This window comes from Helicobacter pylori Shi112 (assembly GCF_000277405.1).
GTDB lineage: Bacteria > Campylobacterota > Campylobacteria > Campylobacterales > Helicobacteraceae > Helicobacter > Helicobacter pylori_C.
Genome location: NC_017741.1, coordinates 614,045 through 637,357 on the forward strand (window position 1 = coordinate 614,045; position 23,313 = coordinate 637,357).

22 protein-coding genes and 1 other RNA gene are annotated in these 23,313 nt (G+C 39.3%); 15 read left to right on the forward strand and 8 right to left on the reverse strand.

Annotated features, from left to right (window positions below; translation table 11 throughout):
* Positions 1 to 89 precede the first annotated feature (89 nt).
* The 3 genes from lolA (at position 90) to HPSH112_RS03025 (ending at position 1,664) form a co-directional block, all read left to right on the forward strand.
* Positions 90 to 644 (forward strand): LolA-like outer membrane lipoprotein chaperone, encoded by a 555-nt coding sequence (lolA, locus tag HPSH112_RS03015; protein WP_014662222.1) that lies wholly within the window; start codon positions 90 to 92, stop codon positions 642 to 644.
* A 65-nt stretch (positions 645 to 709) separates the two neighbouring features.
* Positions 710 to 1,095, forward strand: a transfer-messenger RNA (tmRNA) gene (gene ssrA / locus HPSH112_RS08265).
* Positions 1,096 to 1,136: 41 nt separating this feature from the next.
* Positions 1,137 to 1,664: a hypothetical protein gene (locus tag HPSH112_RS03025; RefSeq protein WP_001168741.1), complete on the forward strand. Its 528-nt coding sequence runs from the start codon at positions 1,137 to 1,139 to the stop codon at positions 1,662 to 1,664.
* Between the two features lie 6 nt (positions 1,665 to 1,670).
* Here the strand turns inward: HPSH112_RS03025 and HPSH112_RS03030 are convergent, their stop codons facing one another.
* The 4 genes from HPSH112_RS03030 to acnB all read right to left on the reverse strand — a co-directional run bounded on the left by HPSH112_RS03030 (position 1,671) and on the right by acnB (position 7,588).
* Positions 1,671 to 3,038: an outer membrane family protein gene (locus tag HPSH112_RS03030; RefSeq protein WP_000911494.1), complete on the reverse strand. Its 1,368-nt coding sequence runs from the start codon at positions 3,036 to 3,038 to the stop codon at positions 1,671 to 1,673.
* A 93-nt stretch (positions 3,039 to 3,131) separates the two neighbouring features.
* Complete coding sequence (locus HPSH112_RS03035; RefSeq protein WP_001146081.1) at positions 3,132 to 4,421, reverse strand: DDE transposase; 1,290 nt, start codon at positions 4,419 to 4,421, stop codon at positions 3,132 to 3,134.
* Positions 4,422 to 4,686: 265 nt separating this feature from the next.
* Complete coding sequence (locus HPSH112_RS03040; RefSeq protein WP_014534255.1) at positions 4,687 to 4,953, reverse strand: hypothetical protein; 267 nt, start codon at positions 4,951 to 4,953, stop codon at positions 4,687 to 4,689.
* A gap of 76 nt (positions 4,954 to 5,029) precedes the next feature.
* Complete coding sequence (gene acnB / locus HPSH112_RS03045) at positions 5,030 to 7,588, reverse strand: bifunctional aconitate hydratase 2/2-methylisocitrate dehydratase (RefSeq protein ID WP_014662223.1); 2,559 nt, start codon at positions 7,586 to 7,588, stop codon at positions 5,030 to 5,032.
* Between the two features lie 133 nt (positions 7,589 to 7,721).
* Between acnB and HPSH112_RS03050 the strand changes: the two genes are divergently transcribed.
* From HPSH112_RS03050 to HPSH112_RS03085, 8 genes are all read left to right on the forward strand, one after another.
* Positions 7,722 to 8,405 (forward strand): MqnA/MqnD/SBP family protein, encoded by a 684-nt coding sequence (locus tag HPSH112_RS03050; RefSeq protein WP_001210719.1) that lies wholly within the window; start codon positions 7,722 to 7,724, stop codon positions 8,403 to 8,405.
* A gap of 108 nt (positions 8,406 to 8,513) precedes the next feature.
* Positions 8,514 to 9,236, forward strand: coding sequence for a UMP kinase (pyrH, locus tag HPSH112_RS03055; protein ID WP_001148050.1), 723 nt, complete (start codon positions 8,514 to 8,516; stop codon positions 9,234 to 9,236).
* Positions 9,237 to 9,280: 44 nt separating this feature from the next.
* Positions 9,281 to 9,505 (forward strand): DNA-directed RNA polymerase subunit omega, encoded by a 225-nt coding sequence (locus tag HPSH112_RS03060; RefSeq protein WP_000712204.1) that lies wholly within the window; start codon positions 9,281 to 9,283, stop codon positions 9,503 to 9,505.
* Positions 9,492 to 11,822 (forward strand): RelA/SpoT family protein, encoded by a 2,331-nt coding sequence (locus HPSH112_RS03065; protein WP_001002213.1) that lies wholly within the window; start codon positions 9,492 to 9,494, stop codon positions 11,820 to 11,822. Before HPSH112_RS03060 ends, HPSH112_RS03065 begins: the two co-directional genes overlap by 14 nt.
* Before the next feature lie 20 nt (positions 11,823 to 11,842).
* Positions 11,843 to 13,051, forward strand: a complete 1,209-nt coding sequence (gene tyrS / locus HPSH112_RS03070; RefSeq protein ID WP_000435671.1) for a tyrosine--tRNA ligase — start codon at positions 11,843 to 11,845, stop codon at positions 13,049 to 13,051.
* A 10-nt stretch (positions 13,052 to 13,061) separates the two neighbouring features.
* Complete coding sequence (fabX, locus tag HPSH112_RS03075; protein ID WP_000255235.1) at positions 13,062 to 14,153, forward strand: decanoate oxidase/trans-2-decenoyl-[acyl-carrier protein] isomerase FabX; 1,092 nt, start codon at positions 13,062 to 13,064, stop codon at positions 14,151 to 14,153.
* Positions 14,154 to 14,159: 6 nt separating this feature from the next.
* Positions 14,160 to 15,482 (forward strand): N-acetylmuramoyl-L-alanine amidase family protein, encoded by a 1,323-nt coding sequence (locus HPSH112_RS03080; protein WP_014662224.1) that lies wholly within the window; start codon positions 14,160 to 14,162, stop codon positions 15,480 to 15,482.
* 18 nt (positions 15,483 to 15,500) lie between these two features.
* Positions 15,501 to 16,238 (forward strand): hypothetical protein, encoded by a 738-nt coding sequence (locus HPSH112_RS03085; protein ID WP_001012372.1) that lies wholly within the window; start codon positions 15,501 to 15,503, stop codon positions 16,236 to 16,238.
* Between the two features lie 72 nt (positions 16,239 to 16,310).
* Here the strand turns inward: HPSH112_RS03085 and flhB are convergent, their stop codons facing one another.
* Both flhB and mobA read right to left on the reverse strand, forming a co-directional pair.
* Entirely contained in the window at positions 16,311 to 17,387 is a 1,077-nt protein-coding gene (gene flhB, locus HPSH112_RS03090) for a flagellar biosynthesis protein FlhB (RefSeq protein ID WP_000796818.1), read from the reverse strand.
* On the reverse strand, positions 17,380 to 17,985 hold the full coding sequence (gene mobA / locus HPSH112_RS03095; RefSeq protein ID WP_014662225.1) for a molybdenum cofactor guanylyltransferase MobA: 606 nt from the start codon (positions 17,983 to 17,985) through the stop codon (positions 17,380 to 17,382). Before mobA ends, flhB begins: the two co-directional genes overlap by 8 nt.
* Before the next feature lie 85 nt (positions 17,986 to 18,070).
* Between mobA and moaA the strand changes: the two genes are divergently transcribed.
* The 4 genes from moaA (at position 18,071) to HPSH112_RS03120 (ending at position 21,858) form a co-directional block, all read left to right on the forward strand.
* Complete coding sequence (moaA, locus tag HPSH112_RS03100; protein WP_014662226.1) at positions 18,071 to 19,036, forward strand: GTP 3',8-cyclase MoaA; 966 nt, start codon at positions 18,071 to 18,073, stop codon at positions 19,034 to 19,036.
* A 285-nt stretch (positions 19,037 to 19,321) separates the two neighbouring features.
* Positions 19,322 to 20,284 (forward strand): hypothetical protein, encoded by a 963-nt coding sequence (locus HPSH112_RS03105; RefSeq protein ID WP_000886710.1) that lies wholly within the window; start codon positions 19,322 to 19,324, stop codon positions 20,282 to 20,284.
* Positions 20,285 to 20,453: 169 nt separating this feature from the next.
* Positions 20,454 to 21,488 (forward strand): interferon alpha-inducible IFI6/IFI27 family protein, encoded by a 1,035-nt coding sequence (locus HPSH112_RS03115; protein ID WP_001130748.1) that lies wholly within the window; start codon positions 20,454 to 20,456, stop codon positions 21,486 to 21,488.
* A 58-nt stretch (positions 21,489 to 21,546) separates the two neighbouring features.
* Positions 21,547 to 21,858, forward strand: coding sequence for a YkgJ family cysteine cluster protein (locus HPSH112_RS03120; protein WP_000678794.1), 312 nt, complete (start codon positions 21,547 to 21,549; stop codon positions 21,856 to 21,858).
* An 8-nt stretch (positions 21,859 to 21,866) separates the two neighbouring features.
* Here the strand turns inward: HPSH112_RS03120 and ftsY are convergent, their stop codons facing one another.
* Positions 21,867 to 22,748: a signal recognition particle-docking protein FtsY gene (gene ftsY / locus HPSH112_RS03125; RefSeq protein WP_000481601.1), complete on the reverse strand. Its 882-nt coding sequence runs from the start codon at positions 22,746 to 22,748 to the stop codon at positions 21,867 to 21,869.
* A gap of 6 nt (positions 22,749 to 22,754) precedes the next feature.
* Positions 22,755 to 23,312: a PHP domain-containing protein gene (locus HPSH112_RS03130; RefSeq protein WP_001220442.1), complete on the reverse strand. Its 558-nt coding sequence runs from the start codon at positions 23,310 to 23,312 to the stop codon at positions 22,755 to 22,757.
* Position 23,313 lies beyond the last annotated feature (1 nt).

Below are 23,313 nucleotides of genomic sequence, written 5' to 3' on the forward strand. Positions count from 1 at the left end.
TTTTTAATCCCATTTTAGCATGGATAAAATAAAAGTCATGTAAAATAAAGGGTTTTATTGAGATGAGAGATTATTTTAAGGTTTGGATAATGAAAGCTTTTTTAAAGATTTTAATGGTTTTGATTTTTATGAGCGTTGCTTGTGCTAAAAATCCTTCAACGCTTTCTAAAGAAGAAGAGGTTTTGCAGCATTTGCAAAGTTTTAGTGCGAATTTCAAGCAGGTTTTAAAAAATGAAAAGCCTTTAGTTTATTACGGGGTTTTAAAGGCTAAAGCCCCTAATTGGGCTTTATGGGTTTATGAAAAGCCTTTAAAAAAAGAAATTTACATGAACGATAAAGAAGTGGTAATTTATGAGCCTAATTTGTTTCAAGCGACCATCACGCCCTTAAAAGACAAGACGGATTTTTTCACCATTCTCAAGCGCTTAAAAAAGCAAGATGACGGCTCTTTTAAAACGACTATCAACAAAACCACTTATCGTTTGGTTTTCAAAGACGGCAAGCCTTTTTCGTTGGAATTTAAAGATGACATGAACAATCTTGTTACGATCACTTTTTCTCAAACAGAAATTAACCCCACCATTGCTAATGAAACCTTTGTTTTTAAGCCTAAAGATGAAAACATTGATATTGTGCGCCAATGATTTTTGATGACTCATTGCATTTTGTTAGCAAAAGTTGACTAAAATAGACAAGCTTTTAAAATTATGGGGCTGACTTGGATTTCGACAGATTTCTTGTCGCACAGACGGCATGCCAAGCGCTGCTTGTAAAACAGCAACAAAAATAACTGTAAACAACACAGATTACGCTCCAGCTTACGCTAAAGCTGCGTGAGTTAATCTCCTTTTGGAGCTGGACTGATTAGAATTTCTAGCGTTTTAATCACTCCATAACCTTAAGCTAGACGCTTTTAAAAGGTGGTTCGCCTTTTAAACTAAGAAACAAGAACTCTTGAAACTACCTCAAGGTTTTAGAAAGTTGGACCAGAGCTAGTTTTAAGGCTAAAAAACTAACCAATTTTCTAAGCATTGTAGAAGTTTGTGTTTAGGGCAAGATTTTTGGACTGGGGTTCGATTCCCCACAGCTCCACCATATTAAAAAGTATCATTTTTAAGCGTATTTAAGGAAGGTAAATGCAGAAGTTTTTCTCTCGTTTTAGAAGGTGGGCGTTGCCCTTTTATTTTGTGAGCGCTTTAGCAGCGATTGATATTGATGAAGTAACAGAAGCTCAAGCCAACAGCATTAAATTAAGCGATCAGTTAGTAAGCCTGAGCGATAAGCTTTTAGAAAAAGCGGTTGATAGGGGGCGCAATACCGATCACTTAAAAGATCTTAACGATTTGCATGAAAAAATCAAACATTTGCGCTTGATCTTAGAGCCCAAACCTAAGGATAAAGAAAATAATCCTAACTTAAAAGATCATCAAGGTTCTGAAACGATTGAAATCGGCGAAGCGATTAAAAAGGCTTTAGGCGATCCGGTATTCCCCCAAGACGCGCTAGATGCCGCTTTGCAAATTGACAAACAGCTGGATTCTTTCAAGCAAGATAGTTTGATTGATGTTAAGCCCTTAAAAGATGTTTTAGCCCAACTAGAAGCCGAATTGAGAAAAGCCATTAATTTCCAAAAACAATGGCTCAATTCTACCAAGCCTAATTGATAGGGCTTAAAAAAAGAACTTCACGCTAGCCATAAGGTTGCTCCTGTCTTGCGCATCAGCCTTAAAGGCTTTGTTGAAAGGGCCGGTAAGATAGTTTAATTTATAGCCGTTGTGCATGCTGACCACATAGTATTCTAAATCCACATCAACCCTGAAAAAAGAACCCCATTTGTAACCCAAGTTCAAGTTAATGGATCTTTCGCTCGCTCTGGTGGCATAAGTGTATCTGCCTAAAATACCCCATAAAAATTTCTTATACACCCCCCCACCAAAGACATATCCAGAAACAGCGTCTGCGGTAATAGCGTTACTAAAAATCCTACCATAAACGCTGTTATTTCTTATACTAAAAGGGGTCGGGTTACCATACCAGCCAATCCTTGCGTTAGCGTTGCCAAAATTTTGGTAATAACCAAAGCCAAAGTTAAATTCGTTGTAGTCAAAGCGTTGGTGGATTAAAAGCGATGAACCCCACTCGCCAATCTTAGAATTAACCCAATACACATCGTATAAATCTTTAGCATAAACAGGGAAGATCGCATTGATAAGGGTTTGAGATCGTAACCCTAAACCTTTAAATTTCGGGTTGCTATCAATATGGATTTTAATCCCGGGCGCTTTATAAGTCTTAGGTGAAAAATAAATAAAAGGCGTTATTTGAACATGTTTGCTAGAAAAATAGAGTTGCACCGCATGAATGCCGTCATTAACATCTTTTCTGTCGTCTTCAGTAACAATAGGAGCATACCAATCCCTAATCCATTGCCCCGCAGCCAAAGCCCTCCCAAAAGAGCTGAACCATTTTAACGACACCTTAGGTTTGATTTTATATTCTACTTCAAAACCTTGCGTATAACCGCTCATAAAATCCATGTTAGAGAGGTAACGCCCTAATTTTAAGTGGAATTTATCGCCATAAGAATAAAACAAATAGGAATTATACAGCACATAATTACGAGTGTGAGCGTCAGATTCTATGGGAGAGTCTTTCCAAGGAGCGTCGCCTAAATACCCCCACCAACGCCCTATGAAGTAATAAAGTTCTGATCCATAGACTTGATGCGTGGCTTGGTCTATGAGCGTTTTTGTGGAATCGTAAGCGAGCGCTCCTAAAATCCCGCCAACGCCTATTTTTAAGCTGTGTTTTTCAATGTTTTTAGGGAGCAGATTGGAATCAACTTGAAGCTTGATTGTGGCGGTTACAAAAGTGGCTGTAGGGAAAATGCCTTCTTTGGAATTGAGTTTGGAATGGTTAAACCCCACTTTAGAAAAGGATTCCGCTACCCCGCTAAACTTATAATCAAAAGCCAACAAAGGGCTTTGATTGTAAAGAATGGAAACAAACAATAGAGGTAATTTTTGAAATTTTAACACAGAATAACCTTTGTTTAATTTTCTCTCGCATCATATTCCAATTTTATTAAAAAACCTATTAAAAATGAAAGCATTCAAATAATTATCTAAATATTATTCTTTTTTTGTTCCGCTTCCATTTTTTATCGGCTCAAAAGAATACCCTAAAGCCTGATAAATTTGATTGTGGTAACGGACTTGATTGTCTTCTAAACTCTCTTGAAAAGATTTTTTAAAATGCGGATCTAGCGTGTTTAAAAACACCTCTAACCCTATCGCGCTGGAATAATTCACCCAATCATGCCTTAAATCGCTCTCCAATAAGGAGGCGTATTCTATAAGCGTTTCATCGCTATTTTGCAAGGCATTGACAATGAATAAATTTTTTCTGTCTTTAGGCTGGGTGAGTAAGAGTAAAGAGGGGTTGAAATTGATTTGTGTGGAAAGGATTTTAAAGGGTTTATATTCTAAAAGCCCTATTTGAGAAAGGATTAGGCCGCTTTTAGTGGTAGGGGTGTTTAAAATCAAGGTAGAATTTTTAAAAAACGCATCATGTTTTCTAAAATTTTTAGAAAAACTGGTGGCTTGCTTGTAAGAAATATTTTCTTGGTGTTTGACTGCAATGCTTAAAGACTCCGTGATTTGCCTCAAGCGTTCGCCTATTAAGCCATCATCATCGTATTCAATCACGGGCGAATTAGGGCTAATGAAGGCCGTGAGCATGCCTAATTGCTCTTTATAGTCAATCCCCCCAAAATACAAACGCTCGCTTAAAGAACGATCGGCATGATTTTCTAATTGCACTCTATTCACCGTAGGCACATAAGTAGGGGTGCTAATGGTGGTGTTTTGGAGCAAATTTTCCACGCCCTCTTTAGTCAACAAGGCTATCACAAAAGGGAATTTTTCTTTTTCAATTTCTTTATAGGTTTGCTCTAATTTTTCAGGACTCTCTTCATCGCTGTCAAAGACTTGGATATTGAAATCGTTGTTTCTGGTGTTCAAATACGCTAAAAGGGTGTTCATCACCGAAATGGCATAACGCCCCACCACCTTTTTAGGCAGTAAAACCGCTAATTCAATCTTAGGCTCATAGCTTTCTTTAGCTGGAGTTTGAGAAGCGATAAATACGGGGTTGAGTTTATTGAGTATGTCTTTGTAATAAGTTTTAAGGCTCTCATCTTGGCTGTTGTTATCGTATTGAGAAACAAAAGAAAAGATTTGATTTTGCAGCATCAAGTCTTTCAAGCATTCCAAAGAGCAAGGCTCTGTCTTAATGATTTGCTGGTGCGCTGGGGGCAAAGGGGAAAACAGATAGCTTTTAGCGTTCAAGCTTATCGCGCAAAAAATTGAAACAATCAGCACAAGGCGTTTGAAAAATCTTTTTCTTAAGGCGTATGGCATTTTTTAATATCTTTTAAACTGAATTTCCTAAAATTTTATTATAGAATATTTAATGAGAAAACTAATCCCACCCCCGCAATCCAACAAGAGGACTTTTTTAAGGCGTGTGAGATCAAACGCGCTTGGACACTCAAACTCTATAAAATCCCCATTATATTATAGGGACACAGAGCGAGAGCCAAACCCCCCAACTTTAATTTCTTCAACCATTAAAGGATTGCATCAAAGGATTGAATGGCGCATGCTTTCATGTTTTGATTATCCCCTAGCGCCAATTATAGATATAAGGCCTTAAGCTAATGCAATAATCTCTAGTGCTTAATATATCCTTACGCATATCCCCTAATTGCTCAGACAACACTTCTTGCACTTTTCTTAAATGGTTAATCTCAGTGTTTTGCGCGCTGATTATTTTTTTTAAATCCCTTATCTCTTTAATCAAATCCGCATTAATGATCGCTTTATTGGCTTGTGCTGGATCCGCGCTTAAAAAAGCCAACGCCACACACCAACTCACAACGATTTTTTTCACCACCGCTCTCCTTTTTTATCCTATTCCAACACTCAGCCACAGCTAAATAAAAGGGATCGCCCCTTTTAATGCAAAACTAGAGCCTGAAATTCTCCATTAAGTTAAAGTTCATGTAGCGATAGATCTTGTCTTTTTGGCTCTCTAGCTTTTCACTCACTAAATTCATGTATTCTTCTTTAGTGGGGATTCTCCCTAGTAAAGCGCACGCCGCCCCAAGCTCCGCACTGCCTAAATACACTTTAGCCCCTCTACCCATACGATTATCAAAATTCCGTGTGGAAGTGGAAAAGACGACCGCATTATCCCTAACCCTCGCCTGATTGCCCATGCACAAGCTACAGCCTGGGACTTCAGTCCTTGCCCCAGCAGCCCCAAAAATCGCATAATAGCCCTCATTAATAAGCTCTTGTTCATCCATTTTACTGGGTGGCACTACCCAAAGACGTGCTTGACTGGGGGGAGCGTTTTTAACGATTTCGCCAAAGGCTCTAAAATGCCCGATATTCGTCATGCAAGAGCCAATAAACACTTCATCAATAGCGTGGGGTCTTTTGCCGGTCGTATCCGCTAAAACTTCGCTCAAAGTAGCGACATCATCAGGGTCATTAGGGCATGCCAAAATAGGCTCAGTGATTTCTGCCACATCAATTTCAATGACAGCGGCGTATTGAGCGTTACTATCTGGCTCTAACAATACCGGATTATCCACCCAAGCTTGCATCGCATCTCGGCGTTTTTTCAAAGTTTCTTTGTCTTCATAACCGCTCGCAATCATCTCATCAATAAGCTTGATATTGGATTTCAAGTATTCAATCATCGGCTCTTTATTCAAACGCACCACGCAAGCAGCCGCGCTCCTTTCTGCACTTGCATCGCTTAATTCAAAAGCCTGCTCCATTTTAATATCAGGCAAGCCTTCAATCTCTAAAATACGCCCGTTAAAGACATTGATTTTACCCTTTTTCTCCACCGTGAGTAACCCTTTTTTAATGGCATAATAAGGGATCGCATTCACTAAATCCCTTAAGGTGATCCCAGAATTCATTTCCCCTTTAAAACGCACCAATACGGATTCTGGCATGTTCAAGGGCATCGTGCCTGTAACCGCTGCAAAAGCGACTAACCCGCTCCCTGCCGGGAAACTAATGCCTAAAGGGAAACGGGTGTGGCTATCCCCCCCTGTGCCTAAAGTGTCAGGCAATCCCATGCGGTTTAGCCATGTGTGGATCACGCCATCGCCCGGATGCAACGCCACACCGCCTCTTTGAGTGATAAAACTGGGCAAGGTTGCATGCAAACTCACATCGCTAGGCTTTGGGTAAGCGGCGGTATGGCAAAAACTCTGCAACACAAAAGGCGCATCAAATTTCAAACTCGCCAATTCTTTAACCTCATCTCTAGTCATCGCCCCTGTGGTGTCTTGACTGCCCACGGTGGTAACCTTTGGCTCACAATAAGTGCCAGGTAAGATCCCTTTCACCCCACAAGCATGGCCTACAATTTTTTGGGCTAAAGTGTAGCCTTTGGCGTCGCTTTTAGGAGCGGATGGCTTTTTAAACGCTTCAGATTCGCCTAGCCCTAAAAATTTACGCGCTTTATTCGTCAAACCCCTGCCAATGATTAAAGGGATACGCCCAGAAGCCCTAACTTCATCTAATAAAGTTTCAGGCTCTAGCTTAAAGGAACTAACCACTTTATCGTTCAGCGTGATTTCGCCTTTATAGGGATAGATTTTAATCATATCGCCCTCTTTTAAATCCTTAACATCAGCCACAATGGGTAACGCCCCGCTATCTTCACAAGTTGCAAAGAAAATCGGAGCGATCACCCCCCCAATCACAATGCCCCCGCTCCTTTTATTAGGCACAAAAGGAATGTCCTTACCAAAATGCCACATGATAGAGTTTGTCGCGCTTTTTCTGGAGCTTCCTGTGCCGACCACATCGCCCACATACGCTACAGGAACGCCTTTAGCTTTAATGGCTTTGATGCGTTGTTCGTAATTTTCAATCCTGTTTTTGAGCATCGCTTTGGCGTGTAAAGGAATATCGCTTCGTGTGAAAGCATCGCTTGCTGGGCTTAAATCATCGGTATTGGTTTCGCCATCAATCTTAAACACGCACGCTTCAATGCATTCATTTAAAGGCTCTTTATTCAAAAACCATTCAGCGTTCGCCCAAGATTCTAGCACCTCTTTAGCCAAAGCGTTAGTTTTACTCATTGCAGCGATTTTATCAAACGATCCATAGACTAAAAGAGTGGTTTTTAACGCTTTCGCACTCTCTTTAGCGATGCTTTTGTCTTGACTTTCTAAGCCCATAATCAAAGGCTCTACATTATACCCCCCAAGCATCGTGCCTAAAAGAGTGGTCGCTTCTAAAGCGCTAATGCACGTGCATTCTAGTTTTTTTTGAGACAATTTGGCTAAAAATTCCGCTTTCACTTTCGCCCCCTCATCAACCCCAGGGCTTACTCTGTGAATGAGTAATTCTTTAGCGAAAGCAGCGTTTGTGGGATCTTTCATCAAAATCTCAACGACGGCTTCTACTTGTTTAGCGTTTAAAGGGAGCGGCGGGATACCATCGCTTTCTCTTTCTAAAACGCTTTTTTTATAATCTTCTAAAAAATCTTTCATCATTTCTCCTTTTTAAATAGCATTATTGACTAATGCCCTAATCATTTGCCCCATCATGATAACAAAACTCTTTTTACTTTTAGTTAAGTTGTAAGAAACTTTAGCTACCATGCGATACAAAAAAGGATTTTAAGTGCGTTTTGGTAAAATTGATTATTTAAACATGCTCCCTTTTGATGTGTTTATCAAATCCTACCCCACCCCTTGTTATTTCAAACAATTTTTACGGCTTAAAAAAACCTACCCTTCCAAACTCAATGAGAGTTTTTTATTCAGGCGTATTGATGCGGGGTTTATTTCTTCTATCGCTGGCTATCAATTCGCTCTTCATTCCTATTCTCTAGGCATTGTCGCTTATAAGGAAGTTTTAAGCGTGCTGGTTGTGGATACAAAAAACGCTTTTGATAAAGAAAGCGCCTCTTCAAACGCCCTCTCTCAAGCGCTAGGGTTAAAGGGCGAAGTGTTAATCGGCAATAAAGCACTGCAGTTTTACTATTCCAACCCTAAAAAAGATTTTATAGATTTAGCCGCTCTTTGGTATGAAAAAAAACGCTTGCCGTTTGTTTTTGGGCGTTTGTGTTATTACCAAAACAAGGATTTTTACAAGCGCTTGTCTTTAGCTTTCAAACATAAAAAAACAAAAATCCCTTACTACATCCTTAAAGAAGCCGCTTTAAAAACCAACTTAAAACGCCAAGACATTCTAAACTACTTGCAAAAAATTTACTACACTCTAGGCAAAAAAGAACAATTAGGCCTTAAAGCGTTCTATCGTGAATTGCTATTCAAACGCATTCAAAAACCCAAGCGCTTTTAGTTATTCGCCAAGAACAGAGGCTTAAAAATTCAGAAAGGGTGTTTTTAAGCAAGATTAGGTTACAATCATAAGTTTTATTAAAGTTTTATTAATGATTAAGAAGGGATCATGCAAGCAAAAATAAAAAACAAACGGGTTTTGGTGAAATTTTCTGGGGAAGCGTTAGCTGGGGACAACCAGTTTGGGATTGACATTCATGTGTTAGATCACATCGCTAAAGAAATTAAAAGCTTAGTGGAAAACGCTATTGAAGTGGGTATTGTGATTGGTGGAGGCAATATCATTAGGGGGGTTAGCGCGGCTCAAGGGGGGATTATCAGGCGCACCAGTGGGGATTATATGGGCATGTTAGCCACCGTGATTAATGCAGTAGCCATGCAAGAAGCTTTAGAGCATATCGGCTTAGACACAAGAGTGCAAAGCGCGATTGAAATCAAAGAGATTTGTGAAAGTTACATTTACAGAAAAGCGATCAGGCATTTAGAAAAGGGTAGGGTGGTGATTTTTGGTGCTGGCACGGGAAACCCGTTTTTCACTACGGATACGGCTGCCACTTTAAGAGCGATTGAAATTGGATCGGATTTAATCATTAAAGCGACTAAAGTGGATGGCATTTACGATAAGGACCCTAACAAGTTTAAAGACGCTAAAAAATTAGACACTTTAAGCTATAACGATGCCTTGATAGGGGATATTGAAGTGATGGACGATACCGCTATTTCTTTAGCTAAAGACAATAAGCTCCCCATTGTGGTGTGTAACATGTTCAAAAAAGGGAATTTATTGCGAGTGATCAAGCACCAACAAGGCGTATTTTCTATGGTAAAATAAGCCCTTTAAAATTGGATAGAACTCTAAAAAATAAAAGGATCAATTTGAAAAAAGAGAGAACAGAGAGTTTAGTCGCTCAAGCCTTAAAAAATATTGGGAACGACCGCTACATGCTAGATAATTTAGTTTTTGTTCGTGTGAAGCAATTGAACGCCGGAGCCAAAACTTTAGTGAATATGGACCCTAAACGCCATAAATTAGTGGATATTGCCATTAGAGAAATCGCTGAAGGGAAAATTGATATAGACAGGATAGATGAACGAAATTGATAAATCCGTTGATATCGGATTCTTACGGATTCTTGATGTTATTAAAAAAGTTACGACCCCAAAGGGCGGCATTGAAATCTTAAGGACTTTAATTGATTTCACGCCCAAAATTGAAAACGCCCTAAATTTAGCGGCCAAAAGCCATAAGGGGCAGTACAGAAAAAGCGGCGAGCCTTATATTGTCCATCCTATTTGTGTGGCAAGCTTGGTAGCGTTTTGTGGGGGCGATGAGGCGATGGTGTGTGCAGCGCTTTTGCATGATGTGGTAGAAGACACGCCCTGTAAAATTGAAACGATTGAGCAAGAATTTGGGCAAGATGTGGCTAATTTAGTGGATGCGCTCACTAAAATCACTGAAATCAGGAAAGAAGAATTAGGAGTGAGCGCTCAAGATCCCAGAATGGTGGTTTCAGCGCTCACTTTTAGAAAGATCCTAATTAGCGCGATACAAGATCCAAGAGCCTTAGTGGTAAAGATTAGCGACAGGTTGCACAACATGCTCACCTTAGACGCCTTGCCTCACGACAAACAAGTGCGTATTTCTAAAGAAACTCTAGCGGTGTATGCCCCCATAGCGAGCCGATTGGGCATGTCTTCAATCAAAAATGAATTAGAAGATAAGAGCTTTTATTATATTTATCCAGAAGAGTATAAAAATATCAAGGAATATTTGCACAAAAACAAGCAATCTTTACTCTTAAAGCTCAACGCTTTTGCGAGCAAGTTAGAAAAAAAACTTTTTGATAGCGGGTTTAGCCATTCGGATTTTAAACTCGTTACAAGGGTGAAACGCCCTTATTCTATCTATCTTAAGATGCAACGAAAAGGTGCGGTTAATATTGATGAAATTTTGGACTTGTTAGCCATTCGGATTTTATTGAAAAACCCGATTGATTGCTATAAGGTTTTAGGGATTATCCATTTGAATTTCAAACCCATTGTTTCTCGTTTTAAAGATTACATCGCTTTGCCCAAAGAAAATGGCTATAAGACGATACACACGACCATTTTTGATGAATCTTCTGTTTATGAAGTGCAGATTCGCACCTTTGATATGCATATGGGGGCGGAGTATGGTAATTCAGCCCACTGGAAGTATAAAGCTGGGGGCGTGGATAATGACGATCATCATGAGGGCATGAGGTGGTTGCAAAATTTTAAATACCATGACAGCGATTTGAAAAACGACCCTAAGGAATTTTACGAACTCGCTAAGAACGATTTGTATCGTGAAGATATTGTCGTTTTTTCGCCCCATGGGGACACTTACACCTTACCGGTAGGAGCGATTGCTTTAGATTTTGCTTACATGGTGCATAGCGATTTAGGCGATAAAGCCACGGACGCTTATATCAATAGTAAAAAAGCCTTACTCAATCAAGAATTAAGGAGTGGGGATGTGGTTAAAATCGTTAAAGGCGATAAAGTAATACCTCGTTTCATTTGGATGGATCAGCTTAAAACTTCTAAGGCTAAAAACCATTTGCGCATCCAAAGAAGAAACCGCTTGAAAGAAATTGACACTAAGAGCATGATCAATATCTTAGCGACTTTTTTTGGGCGCTCTGTTTTTGAAGATGTGGATTTGAAAGATTACAAAAACTTTGAAGAAAGATTAACAGATTGTGGGGTGGAAACCACCTTAACAGAAGCGATGAAAACCTTTGAAAATTTAGCCAAACTCACTGAAGAAATTGAAAATAAGGTGTTTTCTTTAAAAGAAGATGCGATTTTGGAATACCAAGAGATGAGTTTATGGACTCGAGGTTTAAGGTATTTGGGTTTTAAAACCAGCGTTTTGAATTTTCTAACCCCAAACCGGCAGTGGCAGTGTAAGGAATTAGAACATTTTAGCGTTTGTTCAAGCAACGCTTTAGAAATCAAACAGGTGTTGTTGAATGATTGTTGTTACCCTAAATATGGCGATGAAATCATTGCGATTGTAACGGATTTAAAAGATCCAAAAGCGATTGCGCACCATAAATTTTGCAAAAAAGCGATGGCGGAAGTGGATGCTAAAGTGCCTATGGTTTATATAGAATGGCACAAGCGGGATCGAACGATTTATAAAATGATGTTTTATTTAGGCGAAAAAAAGTCGGTTTTAGCAAGTTTATTGACTTTTTTAAACAGGAATGAATGCAATATTGTGGGCGTGTCTTACTTAGGCTATAAAGACAAGTATTCTAGCCATTGTGAAGTGAGTTTTGAAATAGCTACGGATAAGGCGGATTGGATCAGAGCCTTAATCAATCGCAAATATCAAGATAGGATTGTAGAATTATCCAGTCTGGATGATGCTTATGAATTACAATAAGCCCTAATTAAGGAATGAACATGGAACAAAAAATCAGTATCGCCTTAAAAGAGATCGCTAGAGGCGCTAATGAAATCATTGGATTAGAATATATTGAAAAATTGGTGAGAAAATATTACGAAACCAATGAACGCTTTATCGTTAAAGCCGGGTTTGATCCTACCGCTCCAGATTTGCATTTAGGGCATACGGTATTGATCCAAAAACTGGCTTTATTACAGCAATATGGGGCTAGGGTTAAGTTTTTGATTGGGGATTTTACCGCTATGATAGGCGATCCTACAGGGAAAAATGAAACCAGAAAGCCTTTAAACCGGGAGCAAGTCTTAGAAAACGCTAAAACTTATGAAGAGCAAATCTATAAAATTTTAGATCAAAAACACACCGAAGTGTGTTTTAATTCCACTTGGCTTGATGCTTTAGGCGCAAAAGGCATTATAGAATTGTGCGCGAAGTTTTCAGTCGCTAGAATGCTAGAAAGGGACGATTTCACCAAACGCTATAAAGAAAATCGCCCTATTAGCATCGTGGAATTTTTATACCCTTTGTTGCAAGGCTATGATTCGGTAGCGATGGATGCGGATATTGAGCTTGGGGGCAATGATCAAAAGTTTAATTTGTTAGTGGGGCGCTTTTTGCAACGGGCTTATGGCTTGAATAAAGAGCAGTCTGTCATCACCATGCCTTTATTAGAGGGGCTTGATGGGGTGCAAAAAATGAGTAAGAGCTTGGGGAATTATGTGGGGATCACTGAAGAGCCTAATGCGATGTTTGGGAAGATCATGAGCGTGAGCGATGATCTCATGTGGCGATACTACACCCTTTTGAGCGCTAAGACTTTAGAAGAAATTGAAGACTTAAAACATGGCATTTTAAATCAAACCTTGCACCCTAAAGCCGTTAAAGAAGATCTCGCTGGTGAAATCGTGGCTCGTTATTATGATAATGAACAAGCCATCAAGGCTAAAGAGCAATTTTCTAAAGTGTTTGGCGCAAATCTTTTGCCTGAAATTTTATTAGAGAGCGATTTTGATGAGGGGGTGGGGATTTTAGATGTTTTAAAACAGATTGGCTTTTGCCCATCCACTTCACAAGCCAGGCGCGATATTCAAGGGGGAGGGGTAAAGATTAATCAAGAAGTGGTAAAAAATGAGAATTATCGTTTTGTTAAAGGAAATTATGTTATACAGCTTGGTAAGAAAAGATTTATGAAATTAAATATTAACTAAGGAAAGAGCTATGGTATCAACACTCAAACCGCTAAAAATCGGTAAGCACACCATAAAATTCCCTATCTTTCAAGGGGGAATGGGTGTGGGGATTAGTTGGGATGAACTAGCTGGAAATGTTGCCAAAGAAGGGGCTTTAGGAGTGATTTCAGCCGTAGGGACTGGTTATTATAAAAACATGCGTTTTGTAGAAAGGATTGTGGCTAAAAAACCCTTTGAAGCCTTGAATTTTTACTCTAAAAAAGCGTTGAATGAGATTTTTGCAAACGCTAGGAAGATTTGCGGGAACAACCCTTTGGGGGCGAATATTTTATACGCTATCAATGACTACGGCCGTGTTTTAAGGGACGCTTGTGAAGCGGGAGCGAATATCATTATTACAGGGGCTGGTTTGCCCACTAACATGCCTGAATTCGCTAAGGATTTTAGCGATGTGGCGCTCATCCCTATTATTTCTTCAGCGAAGGCTTTAAAAATCCTTTGTAAAAGGTGGAGCGATCGGTATAAAAGAATCCCAGACGCGTTTATTGTGGAAGGGCCTTTGAGTGGGGGGCATCAGGGCTTTAAATACGAAGATTGTTTCAAAGAAGAATTCCGATTAGAAAACTTAGTGCCTAAAGTCGTGGAAGCTTCTAAAGAATGGGGGAATATCCCTATCATCGCTGCTGGGGGGATTTGGGATAGGAAGGATATAGACACCATGCTAAGTCTTGGAGCGAGTGGGGTGCAAATGGCGACTCGTTTTTTAGGTACGAAAGAATGCGACGCTAAAGTGTATGCCGATCTTTTGCCCACGCTCAACAAAGAAGATATTTTACTCATTAAATCGCCTGTAGGCTATCCGGCTAGGGCTATCAATACTGGGGTGATCAAACGCATTGAAGAGGGTAACGCGCCCAAAATCGCATGCGTGAGCAATTGTGTAGCGCCTTGTAACAGGGGTGAAGAGGCTAAAAAGGTGGGCTATTGCATCGCTGATGGCTTGGGGCGCAGTTATTTAGGAAACAGAGAAGAGGGGCTTTATTTTACCGGGGCTAATGGCTATAGAGTGGATAAAATTATCAGTGTGCATGAATTGATTAAAGAGCTTACAGAGGGTTAATTTGTAGTGCTTGTGAGGTTAGGGGTTGTTGCATGTCTTTTTTGGTTGCATTTTGCTTATGCGACAACCCTTAAAATTATCAATATTGTGCCTTTTGGCTCTAGCAGTGTCAAAATCTCTTTCAATCAAGAAATTAAAACATTCAAAGAAGTTTCGCTCAAAAATTTTAAGAGTTATTTGGAATTAGAAGCCATTTTAACCATTCCTAAAAAGCATTACCAGTTTTCTAAACAATCGTCCATCACGATCGCGCAATTTAGCCCTAAATTAGCGCGAGTGGTCATTAGCCATGCTCCCAAGATGACTTATGAAGTTAAAATCCTTAAAGACAAGCTCTATGTTTCTATCGTGGAGAAAAAGCCCTTAATAAGGCATCAAATGGCGCCAAAACACCAGGTGCTAAAACCACCCAAACACCATGCGCTAAAACACCAAGTGTTAAAACCTGCTCCTAAACCCATTAAAAAAGAGGCTAAAGAAGTTAAAGAAAAAACGCCAACTAAGCATGCGCGCTCAAAACACACGCATTCTCAATGGAACGAAAGGAGCGCTAAAAAAGAAATTCCTAAAAAAGAAGCAGAAAATGAGGGTAAGAACCAAGTTTTTATAGCAGAAAAAAATGATGCTTTCATCAAAACCAAGCGCAAAAAACACAAAAAGATTGTTTTAGACGCCGGGCATGGGGGGAAAGATTGCGGGGCGATGAGCGCGAATTTAGTGTGTGAAAAAGACATTGTTTTAGAAGTGGTGAAGTTTTTGCATAAAGAGCTTAAAAAAAGAGGCTATAGCGTTTTATTGACAAGGGATAAGGACATTTATATTGATTTAGTGGCCCGCACGGAATTAGCCAACAAAAAAAGCGCGGATTTATTCATCTCAGTGCATGCCAATTCTATCCCTAAACGCTCCACCTCTAACGCTCATGGCATAGAAACTTATTTTTTATCCACCGCAAGGAGCGAAAGGGCTAGGAAAGTGGCTGAGCAAGAAAATAAAGACGATGTGAATTTGATGGATTATTTTTCTAAAAGCTTGCTTTTAAATTCATTAAACACGCAGCGATTGATTGTTTCTAACAAACTGGCGATTGATGTGCAATACGGCATGCTCCAAAGTGTCCGCAAAAATTACCCTGATGTGGTGGATGGGGGCGTGAGAGAGGGGCCTTTTTGGGTGTTAGCCGGGGCCTTAATGCCTTCAATTTTAATAGAAATTGGTTATAATTCCCATGCGATAGAATCTAAACGCATCCAAAGCAAACCGTATCAAAAAATCTTGGCTAAGGGCATTGCTGATGGCATTGATAGTTTCTTCAGCAAGAATGATTAGGCAATGATTAGGTTATAGATGAATTTTTATCAAAAAATACACACGCATAAAGTCGTTTTTTCTTCATTGTTTTTTTTATTGTTTTTGTTCAATGTGGAAACTTTGTTGCTTTCGCATTTCAGCGACGATTTTTCGCAATTGTTTTTTTTGTTTGAAAACCATGTTTATGATTTCATTGTCAAATTAGATTACTTGGGGTTAATAGGCGTTTCTTTAATTTATCTGCTTGTGCTTATTCTAAAGCCTTTCACCCTCACGCGCCAAAAATGCGCTTGCGTAGGGATATTATGCCTTTCTTTCTACGCTTGGAATTTTCCGGTTAAAGATTCTTTAATGGCGCTTTATATTTTCTATTTTGTGCTGTTAGCGACTTTATTGTGGCGTTTTTTAGGGGCTAGCATGAAGCAATCTTTCTTGCCCTCTATGAATATTTGCATCGTGTGGATTTTTGCTTCTTCTTTACAGAGTTTTAAATTTTTAAGCGTGTCTGATTGCGTGGATTTTTCCCTTTTTATACTCGCTCTTATTTTATTGATACTGGTTTTAATCTACCACAAACGCCTTTTTGGGTTGTATGAATACGCTAACACGCTCATTTTGATCGTGGGGCTTAGCGTGGTGGTGCTATGCTCTAGCATGTTCATTCAAACTAAAGAATACTATGGCATGCGATTGGGTTTTTATTTTTTAGGCTTGTTAGGGTGGCTTTTAGAATATGTGCATAACACTTTAAGGCGCTTGGAGCATCAAATTTAAAGCTCAAGTAGGGATAGCTAAAGCCTTTTGATTGAGTGTCTTTTTAGGGCTTAAAAGCGGGTTTAAAAAATCTTAAAGAGGTTTAATGATCTTTTGTTTCTGGCGTTCTTGCTCTAATTTAGCCACTTGAGCAAAGACAATCGCCACGGCTTCAAACAATTCTTCTGGTATGGTAGCGTTTAATTTCACATCTCTATAAAGCTCTCTAGCGAGCGTTTTGTTTTCTATAATTTCTATGTCATGCTCTCTAGCGATACCCTTAATCCTAATGGCTAAATAATCCGTGCCTTTAGCCACCACCACCGGCACAGGGTGTTCTTCATCAAATTTGAGAGCGACGGCATAATGGGTAGGGTTAGTAACCACGACATTAGCTTTAGGGATTTCTTGCATCATTTTATTCGTGGCGTTTTTTAGCATCATTTGGCGGATTTTGGCTTTGATTTCTGGGTTTCCTTCTTGCTGTTTGTATTCGTCCTTAACTTCTTGCTTAGTCATCTTTAAAGAGTTGGTGTATTGGCGGCGTTTGATCATTAAATCTATAAAAGCCAAGATAAAAAATAAAAATAAAAGCGAAGAAATGAGCAGTAACGCCTTGCTTTTAAACCACAATAATTGGCCTTGCAAATTCAAAAGAGCCGCATGGTTTAATTCCCCTAAAAATAAAGAAAAGATGAAAAACCCCAGAAAAAAAGCTAAAAAAACTTTTAAGGTGATCAAACTCCCATCAAGGAGCTTTTTTAAAGAAAAAAGGTTTTTGACGCCATTGATAGGGTTGATTTTAGAAAATTTAGGCTCAATGACTTTAGGGGCAAAGAGCCAGCCAAATTGCAAGACATTAGATAAAAACGCCACCACCACTAAAATGATTAAAACAGGTAAAAGCAATAAAAAAGTGTCTTTAGCCAATTGGTTAAACAGCTTTTGAACGCTTTCTTTACTGAAATCTAGGGAAAAATCTTTCACTACATGGCGATACATCTCGCTAAAGCCATCCACCCACCATATAAAAAAAACAAAAATACTGAGTAATCCAGCTAATAACCCTAAAAACCCCACCACTTCCATGCTCTTAGGCACATTGCCTTCTTCTCTGGCTTTTTGGATTTTTTTCGCGCTAGGGAGTTCGGTTTTTTCTTCTTCAGCCATTGGTCCTCTCTTTTAAAATTTGAACGGCTAATTCATAGTCTTTTAGGGTGTTTAGGTTTAAAAACTCTTCTTCTTTATCCAAATGCATAGCGATAGAAGAGGTATTTTTCACAAGATCACTAAGGCGATAATTTTGTGTTTTAAGAGCGTAATTAAGAGCGTTAAGGCTATTTTGATGCCACAAAGAAATCAAATAATGTTCTTTTGTAGGACTTTTAGCATAGGTTACGCTAAAGTTTTTAATCCCACAAAGAGCCTTAATGCTTTCAAAGGACACTAAAGGCGTATCTATAGGGATAAAAAAAATATAAGGGGTTTGCAATGTTAAAAAAGCGTTATGAATGCCAAAAAGGGGTGAAAAAAGATCGCTCTCTCTTTCTAAAAGATAGGGAGCGTTTAGTTCATACGATTTTTTAGCGCTGATAATGACTTTTTTGAAAAGTTTTAAAAGGCGCGTGTATTGGTATTCTAAAAGGCTAGAATACGATTCAAAAGGCATGAGAGCCTTATTGATTTGAATGTTATTAATGATAAAACGAGAGCTTTTGCCCCCAGCCAGTAAAACGCAAGGAATGTTATCAATGATAGGGTTTTTCAAAAGATCCATCCATGTTTAATGTTGTTAAGTCATTGTTTATTATGTTACACTAAAAGCTTAAATAAAGGGCATAAGGGAAAAGGGAGTGTTAGTAGATAGTTTTAATAGGGTTATTGACTATATTAGGGTTTCTGTAACCAAACAATGTAATTTCAGGTGTCAGTATTGCATGCCTACTACGCCATTAAATTTTTTTGATGATGAAGAATTATTGCCTTTGGATAATGTTTTAGAATTTCTTAAAATCGCCATTGATGAAGGCGTTAAAAAAATTAGAATCACCGGTGGGGAGCCGCTATTACGCAAAGGCTTAGATGAATTTATCGCCAAACTACACGCTTACAATAAGGAAGTGGCGTTAGTTTTAAGCACTAATGGTTTTTTACTCAAAAAAATGGCTAAGGATTTAAAAAATGCCGGGTTATCCCGAGTGAATGTTTCATTGGATTCTTTAAAAAGCGATAGGGTTTTAAAAATCTCTCAAAAAGACGCTCTTAAAAATACGCTAGAAGGGGTTGAAGAGTCCTTGAAAGTGGGTTTAAAACTCAAATTAAACATGGTTGTGATGAAAAGCGTTAATGATGATGAAATCTTAGAGCTTTTAGAATACGCAAAAAATAGGAATATCCAAATCCGCTACATTGAATTTATGGAAAACACGCATGCCAAAAGTTTGGTTAAAGGCCTGAAAGAGCGAGAAATTTTAGATTTGATCGCTCAAAAATATCAAATCATTGCGACAGAAAAACCTAAACAAGGGTCTTCTAAAATCTACACGCTAGAAAATGGCTATCAATTTGGCATTATCGCTCCGCATAGCGATGATTTTTGCCAATCTTGCAATCGTATCCGTTTGGCTTCTGATGGTAAGATTTGCCCATGTTTATACTATCAAGACGCCATAGACGCTAAAGAGGCGATCATGAATAAGGATACAAAAAATATAAAAAGGCTTTTAAAGCAATCTATCATCAATAAACCAGAAAAAAACATGTGGAATGATAAAAACAGCGAAACTCCCACAAGGGCGTTTTACTACACAGGGGGGTAGGACACAGGAGAGTAGGGAAAATATTTATTAGTTTAAATCTTTTTGTTAAGAATAAGGCGGTTTGTTTAGGATTTTTGGTTGTAGTAGCTAGGATTAAACAATAAGAAGCGTTTTATGGAAAAAATCCTAGCGTTTTTCATCCCTAGCTATTTTATCCCTAGTCTTTTTTCTAGTTTTTCGGGGGGGGGGGGTTACTTATAAGCCTTTCTTGAATTCTTCAAAATCCCCCATTCTTTTTAAACTTCTTAAATTCCGTTTATTGACACCGCTAAAGGGAGGCAATTCATGTTAGATCAAGATGCGTTACAAAATTTCCATGAAGCTGGGATGGGTGGTTTGGAGGGTGAAATCTTGAATGGTTTTGTTTTATTCATAGAGAGTATCTATGAATGCCAAAAAAAAGGAAAAGACCCCAAAGAAGCGCTCAAGCGTGCCGCCACTGAGACTCTAAAGGGTGGGGCGCGTAGTTATGGTATTGCATCTATGGGTTCATTGTTGAGGAATATGATGCAAAATAACGCTAACCAATTCATCCAAAGCCTTGGCAATGGTCCAATGCCTACGATGGTTGTAGGGGTTGGTGTGGGAAGTTGCGAAATTTTAATTAAATATTTTCGTGGAGAGATTGATAGAGTGGAGTGTTTGGAGCAACTGGGGGAAAAAAACACCAACTTTTTAAGCGGTATGGCTATGGGGGGCATTGGTCAATTAGCGATCCCCATTCCTGTGGTTGGGGTGCTCATTGGGTGCTTTGTGGGCACAGTGATGAGCAAAACTTTTTATGATATCTCGCTAAAGACTCTCAAAGAAGCCAAGGAGGCGCACCAAAGGCGTATAGAGATTGAGAAAGAATGCCGTGATCATATCAGGCAGTTAGAGATGCATCAAAATCAATTTAATGAGGTGTTTGAGCGGTATTTTCACGGGACTATCAAATTCTTTAATGAGAGTTTTGATGAGTTGGAGAGGGCGCTTTATGCGGGCGATGCAGATTTAGCCATAGGAGCCAATAACAAGATCCAAGAAGGGCTAGGTCAAAAGCCGTTGTTTGGCAACAAGCAAGAAGGTTGGGAATTTATCACTAGCCGTAAAGAAGGAGAAGTCATGGAAGAAAATAGAGATGGGCATGCGATTGTGTCTAATGTGATAAAGTCGTTGGAAAAGGGTGGTTTTTTCAGTCCAAGCGATCGAGAAAAATTCGCACAAACCGCTAGAGAGTATGGGATTGAAGGTAGCGTTATTGAATAGGTTATTGATATTGCTCAGACCATTAGTCTTAGCCACCGCCATGAAGATTGGCTTGATGCAAGCGATCTGGCAAGAGAGGAGAAGAAAGCCATGCGCGCTGAGCTCCAAAAAAGCATTGATGAAAATTTAGAAGCTTTGAGAAAGATCATAAACATTTAAAGGAGAAGACATGCCATTACCATTCATTTTAGGAGGGTTAGCTCTAGCGGCTGCAGGATACGGGGTTAAAAAGGGGATTGATGCAAAGAATACCAACGACGAAGCTAAAGACCTATTCAAAAAAGCAGAGGAACGGCTAGAAGAAACAAAGAAGAGGGTTGAGTTTGCTCAGTCTGATTGCAAGAATGCTTTTGCAAGGTTTGGTGAGAAGAAGCTCCATGTCATAAGCCGTGGCGTTTCAAGGTTTGTGGAGCATTTCAATCAATTGGAGGGTCATGAGTTTGTCATCAACAATATGGATATGCAAAACATTCAAGAGCAAGTCTCAGAAGCGCTAAATGTTGTCAATAAGTGTAAAGAGATGGGTTTATCAGATCTTGCTAGTTTGGGTGGCGTGGGTACTGCGGTTGGAGTTCTTGCCACTTATGGCGCATACACCGGTATAAGCGCGACGGCTGGTGGCACGGTGCTGTCGTCTCTTAGTGGCGCTCTTGCTTGGATGAGTGGCGGGGCGATTTCTTTGGGAGGTGGGTTGGCTGCTGGGAGTATGGCGTTGATTGGAGGGGTTGGGGCTGCACCCGTGATCGCAATCTTGGGAGTTTTGAGCGCTAAAAAAATGGAAAAAAAGCTAGAAGATGTTAAAGCTTATTGCTGCGAGGTTGAAGAGGCGATCACTAAAGCCTATGGGGTGATTGACGACCTTTTAGCCGTTGAGAGAGTGGTAAAGCTTTTCACCAGACAGATCACCAAATGCGATGCATTGTTCTTTTCGCTCTCTCAAGACGCCATCGCCACGATGAAAAAGCATAACTACGATACCTCTCGTTACAATCAAAAAGAAAAAGATCAACTCTGCGTTACGGTTTCAATCCTCATGACTTTGAGCGCTTTTTTGAAAGTCCCCATCATAGACAAACACCAAAAGCTCCAAGAGAAAGCGAAAAGGGCTTTGGAGATCATGAAAAGGCAGATGGATAACTTAGAAAGCGGGCGTTATAATGTGGCAATGATCCAATCCAGGCAAAAAGATCTTGAAAACCTGTAAAAAGGGATCGCCTATAGGCTTGAAAGATGAAGGGCTTTAAAGGGGAGAATATAAAAAGATGAAAGGATCAAATGAAAAGCTTGATCGCTTCCCCTGCACCTCTTGTGGGCTGTGCTGTAAAAATATCACCGGGATTGTTGAGCTTGTTGGGTTTGATGCGGGCAATGGGGTGTGCAAGTTTTTGGATTTAGAAACCAATCTGTGCAAGATTTATGAATCCCGCCCGTTAATTTGTAGGGTTGATGAAGCGCACAAAAAGCTTTATTCTCATATCCCGCTGGAGGAGTTTTATGCCAAAAACGCAGAGGTTTGCAACGCTTTGCAAGAAGCAAACCATATGGATAAGAGCTTTAGGGTTATTGTTCAATAATATTAGAATTATTGTTCCACAAACACCGCATCAACCAAGTCTTCTATAAAGCGTTCTTCATCAAAAGCGATCAAGTCGTCTTCTTTTTCGCCCATTCCTAAATAAAGAATGGGTAATTTCAACTCATACAGCACGCTTAAAATCGCTCCGCCTTTAGAAGTGCCATCAAGCTTAGTCATAATCACGCCGTCTAACGCCAAAGTCTCATGGAAAATCTTGGCTTGAGTGAGTCCAGAACTCCCTTGCGTGCCGTCTAAAATAAGGAATTTATAAAAGGGGGCGTCTTTTAAGACTTTAGAGCAGGTGCGCGCGATTTTAGAAAGCTCGTTTTTAAGGTTGGTCTGGTTGTGTAACCTCCCGGCGGTGTCTATAAAAACTTCATCTATATTTTTAGCGATCGCGCTTTCTATGGTGTTATAAGCTAGAGAGCTTGGATCGCTCCCTTCTTTAGCGCTAATGACTTGAATGTTAAGCTTTTCGCCCCATAATTGGAGCTGTTTGACTGCGGCCGCTCTAAAGGTATCGCCTGCCCCTAAAAGCGCTTTTTTATGCTGTTTTAAAGAGAGCTTGGCGAGTTTGGCGATCGTTGTGGTTTTACCCGCCCCATTAACCCCCACGATGAGATGCACTAAGGGTTTTGTGGTGATGGTTTTTAGGCGTGTTTTATCATAATAGCTTTCCCCACGCACGAAACGCAACAAAGCGACTTCTAATTGCTTGGGCGTGATTAAATCGCCTAAATGATTTAACAAACTCTCTATCAAATCGTATTGAATGTCAAAGCCAATCAAAATTTCTTCTAATTCCTCTTTAGGAACGCTTTGACGCTTTTTTTCTTTAGTCTCTTCACCCTTAATTTTATTGACAATTTTTTTGAAAAAATTAAACATGGTTTTTTAATCCTTTAAATTGGAAATATCAAATTGGAGCATTTCTATTGGCACGATCCCCTGATACATTTTAATCAATTCGTGTTTGTAATATAAGAGCATGTTAAAAGAATGGTTTAAAGAGTCATGCTTTAAATGATCAAAAAGAGCGGTATCTTTAGGGCTTAAAATCATAAAATCAGCTTGAAAATGCGTATTAAAGTCTTTGATTTCATCGCTTGAATAGGGTTTATTGAGTAAAATAAGCACTCTCAAACGATCTTTAAAAGTTTTTTTTAAGATGTTAAAGCTAGGGGCGTAATCTTTTAAAAAATTATCTAAAGCGCTTAAAACTAATAGGGTAGGGGTGTTAGAATCCGGGCTGATATTTAGAGAATCTAAATCGCCTGTGATGGTGTATTCTTGGTTATTCAAATCCATAGCGGTGTAGGTTTTAGGGCTATCTTGTTGGGTGGTATTGTTTTGAGAATCTTGAGATTTTTGAGAATTTTTACAAGCGCTAAAACCTAACAAAACGATCAAAACCAGCGCGATAAAACGCAAAAAATAAGCCTTAATTCTCATT

Excerpts from the sequence above, each read along its gene's own strand:
- lolA (WP_014662222.1), top strand. The coding sequence starts at position 90 with ATGAAAGCTTTTTTAAAGATTTTAATGGTTTTGATTTTTATGAGCGTT.
- HPSH112_RS03025 (WP_001168741.1), top strand. The coding sequence starts at position 1,137 with ATGCAGAAGTTTTTCTCTCGTTTTAGAAGGTGGGCGTTGCCCTTTTAT.
- HPSH112_RS03035 (WP_001146081.1), bottom strand. The coding sequence starts at position 4,421 with ATGCCATACGCCTTAAGAAAAAGATTTTTCAAACGCCTTGTGCTGATT.
- acnB (WP_014662223.1), bottom strand. The coding sequence starts at position 7,588 with ATGAAAGATTTTTTAGAAGATTATAAAAAAAGCGTTTTAGAAAGAGAA.
- pyrH (WP_001148050.1), top strand. The coding sequence starts at position 8,514 with ATGCAAGCAAAAATAAAAAACAAACGGGTTTTGGTGAAATTTTCTGGG.
- HPSH112_RS03065 (WP_001002213.1), top strand. The coding sequence starts at position 9,492 with ATGAACGAAATTGATAAATCCGTTGATATCGGATTCTTACGGATTCTT.
- tyrS (WP_000435671.1), top strand. The coding sequence starts at position 11,843 with ATGGAACAAAAAATCAGTATCGCCTTAAAAGAGATCGCTAGAGGCGCT.
- fabX (WP_000255235.1), top strand. The coding sequence starts at position 13,062 with ATGGTATCAACACTCAAACCGCTAAAAATCGGTAAGCACACCATAAAA.
- HPSH112_RS03085 (WP_001012372.1), top strand. The coding sequence starts at position 15,501 with ATGAATTTTTATCAAAAAATACACACGCATAAAGTCGTTTTTTCTTCA.
- flhB (WP_000796818.1), bottom strand. The coding sequence starts at position 17,387 with ATGGCTGAAGAAGAAAAAACCGAACTCCCTAGCGCGAAAAAAATCCAA.
- HPSH112_RS03105 (WP_000886710.1), top strand. The coding sequence starts at position 19,322 with ATGTTAGATCAAGATGCGTTACAAAATTTCCATGAAGCTGGGATGGGT.
- HPSH112_RS03115 (WP_001130748.1), top strand. The coding sequence starts at position 20,454 with ATGCCATTACCATTCATTTTAGGAGGGTTAGCTCTAGCGGCTGCAGGA.
- HPSH112_RS03120 (WP_000678794.1), top strand. The coding sequence starts at position 21,547 with ATGAAAGGATCAAATGAAAAGCTTGATCGCTTCCCCTGCACCTCTTGT.
- ftsY (WP_000481601.1), bottom strand. The coding sequence starts at position 22,748 with ATGTTTAATTTTTTCAAAAAAATTGTCAATAAAATTAAGGGTGAAGAG.
- HPSH112_RS03130 (WP_001220442.1), bottom strand. The coding sequence starts at position 23,312 with ATGAGAATTAAGGCTTATTTTTTGCGTTTTATCGCGCTGGTTTTGATC.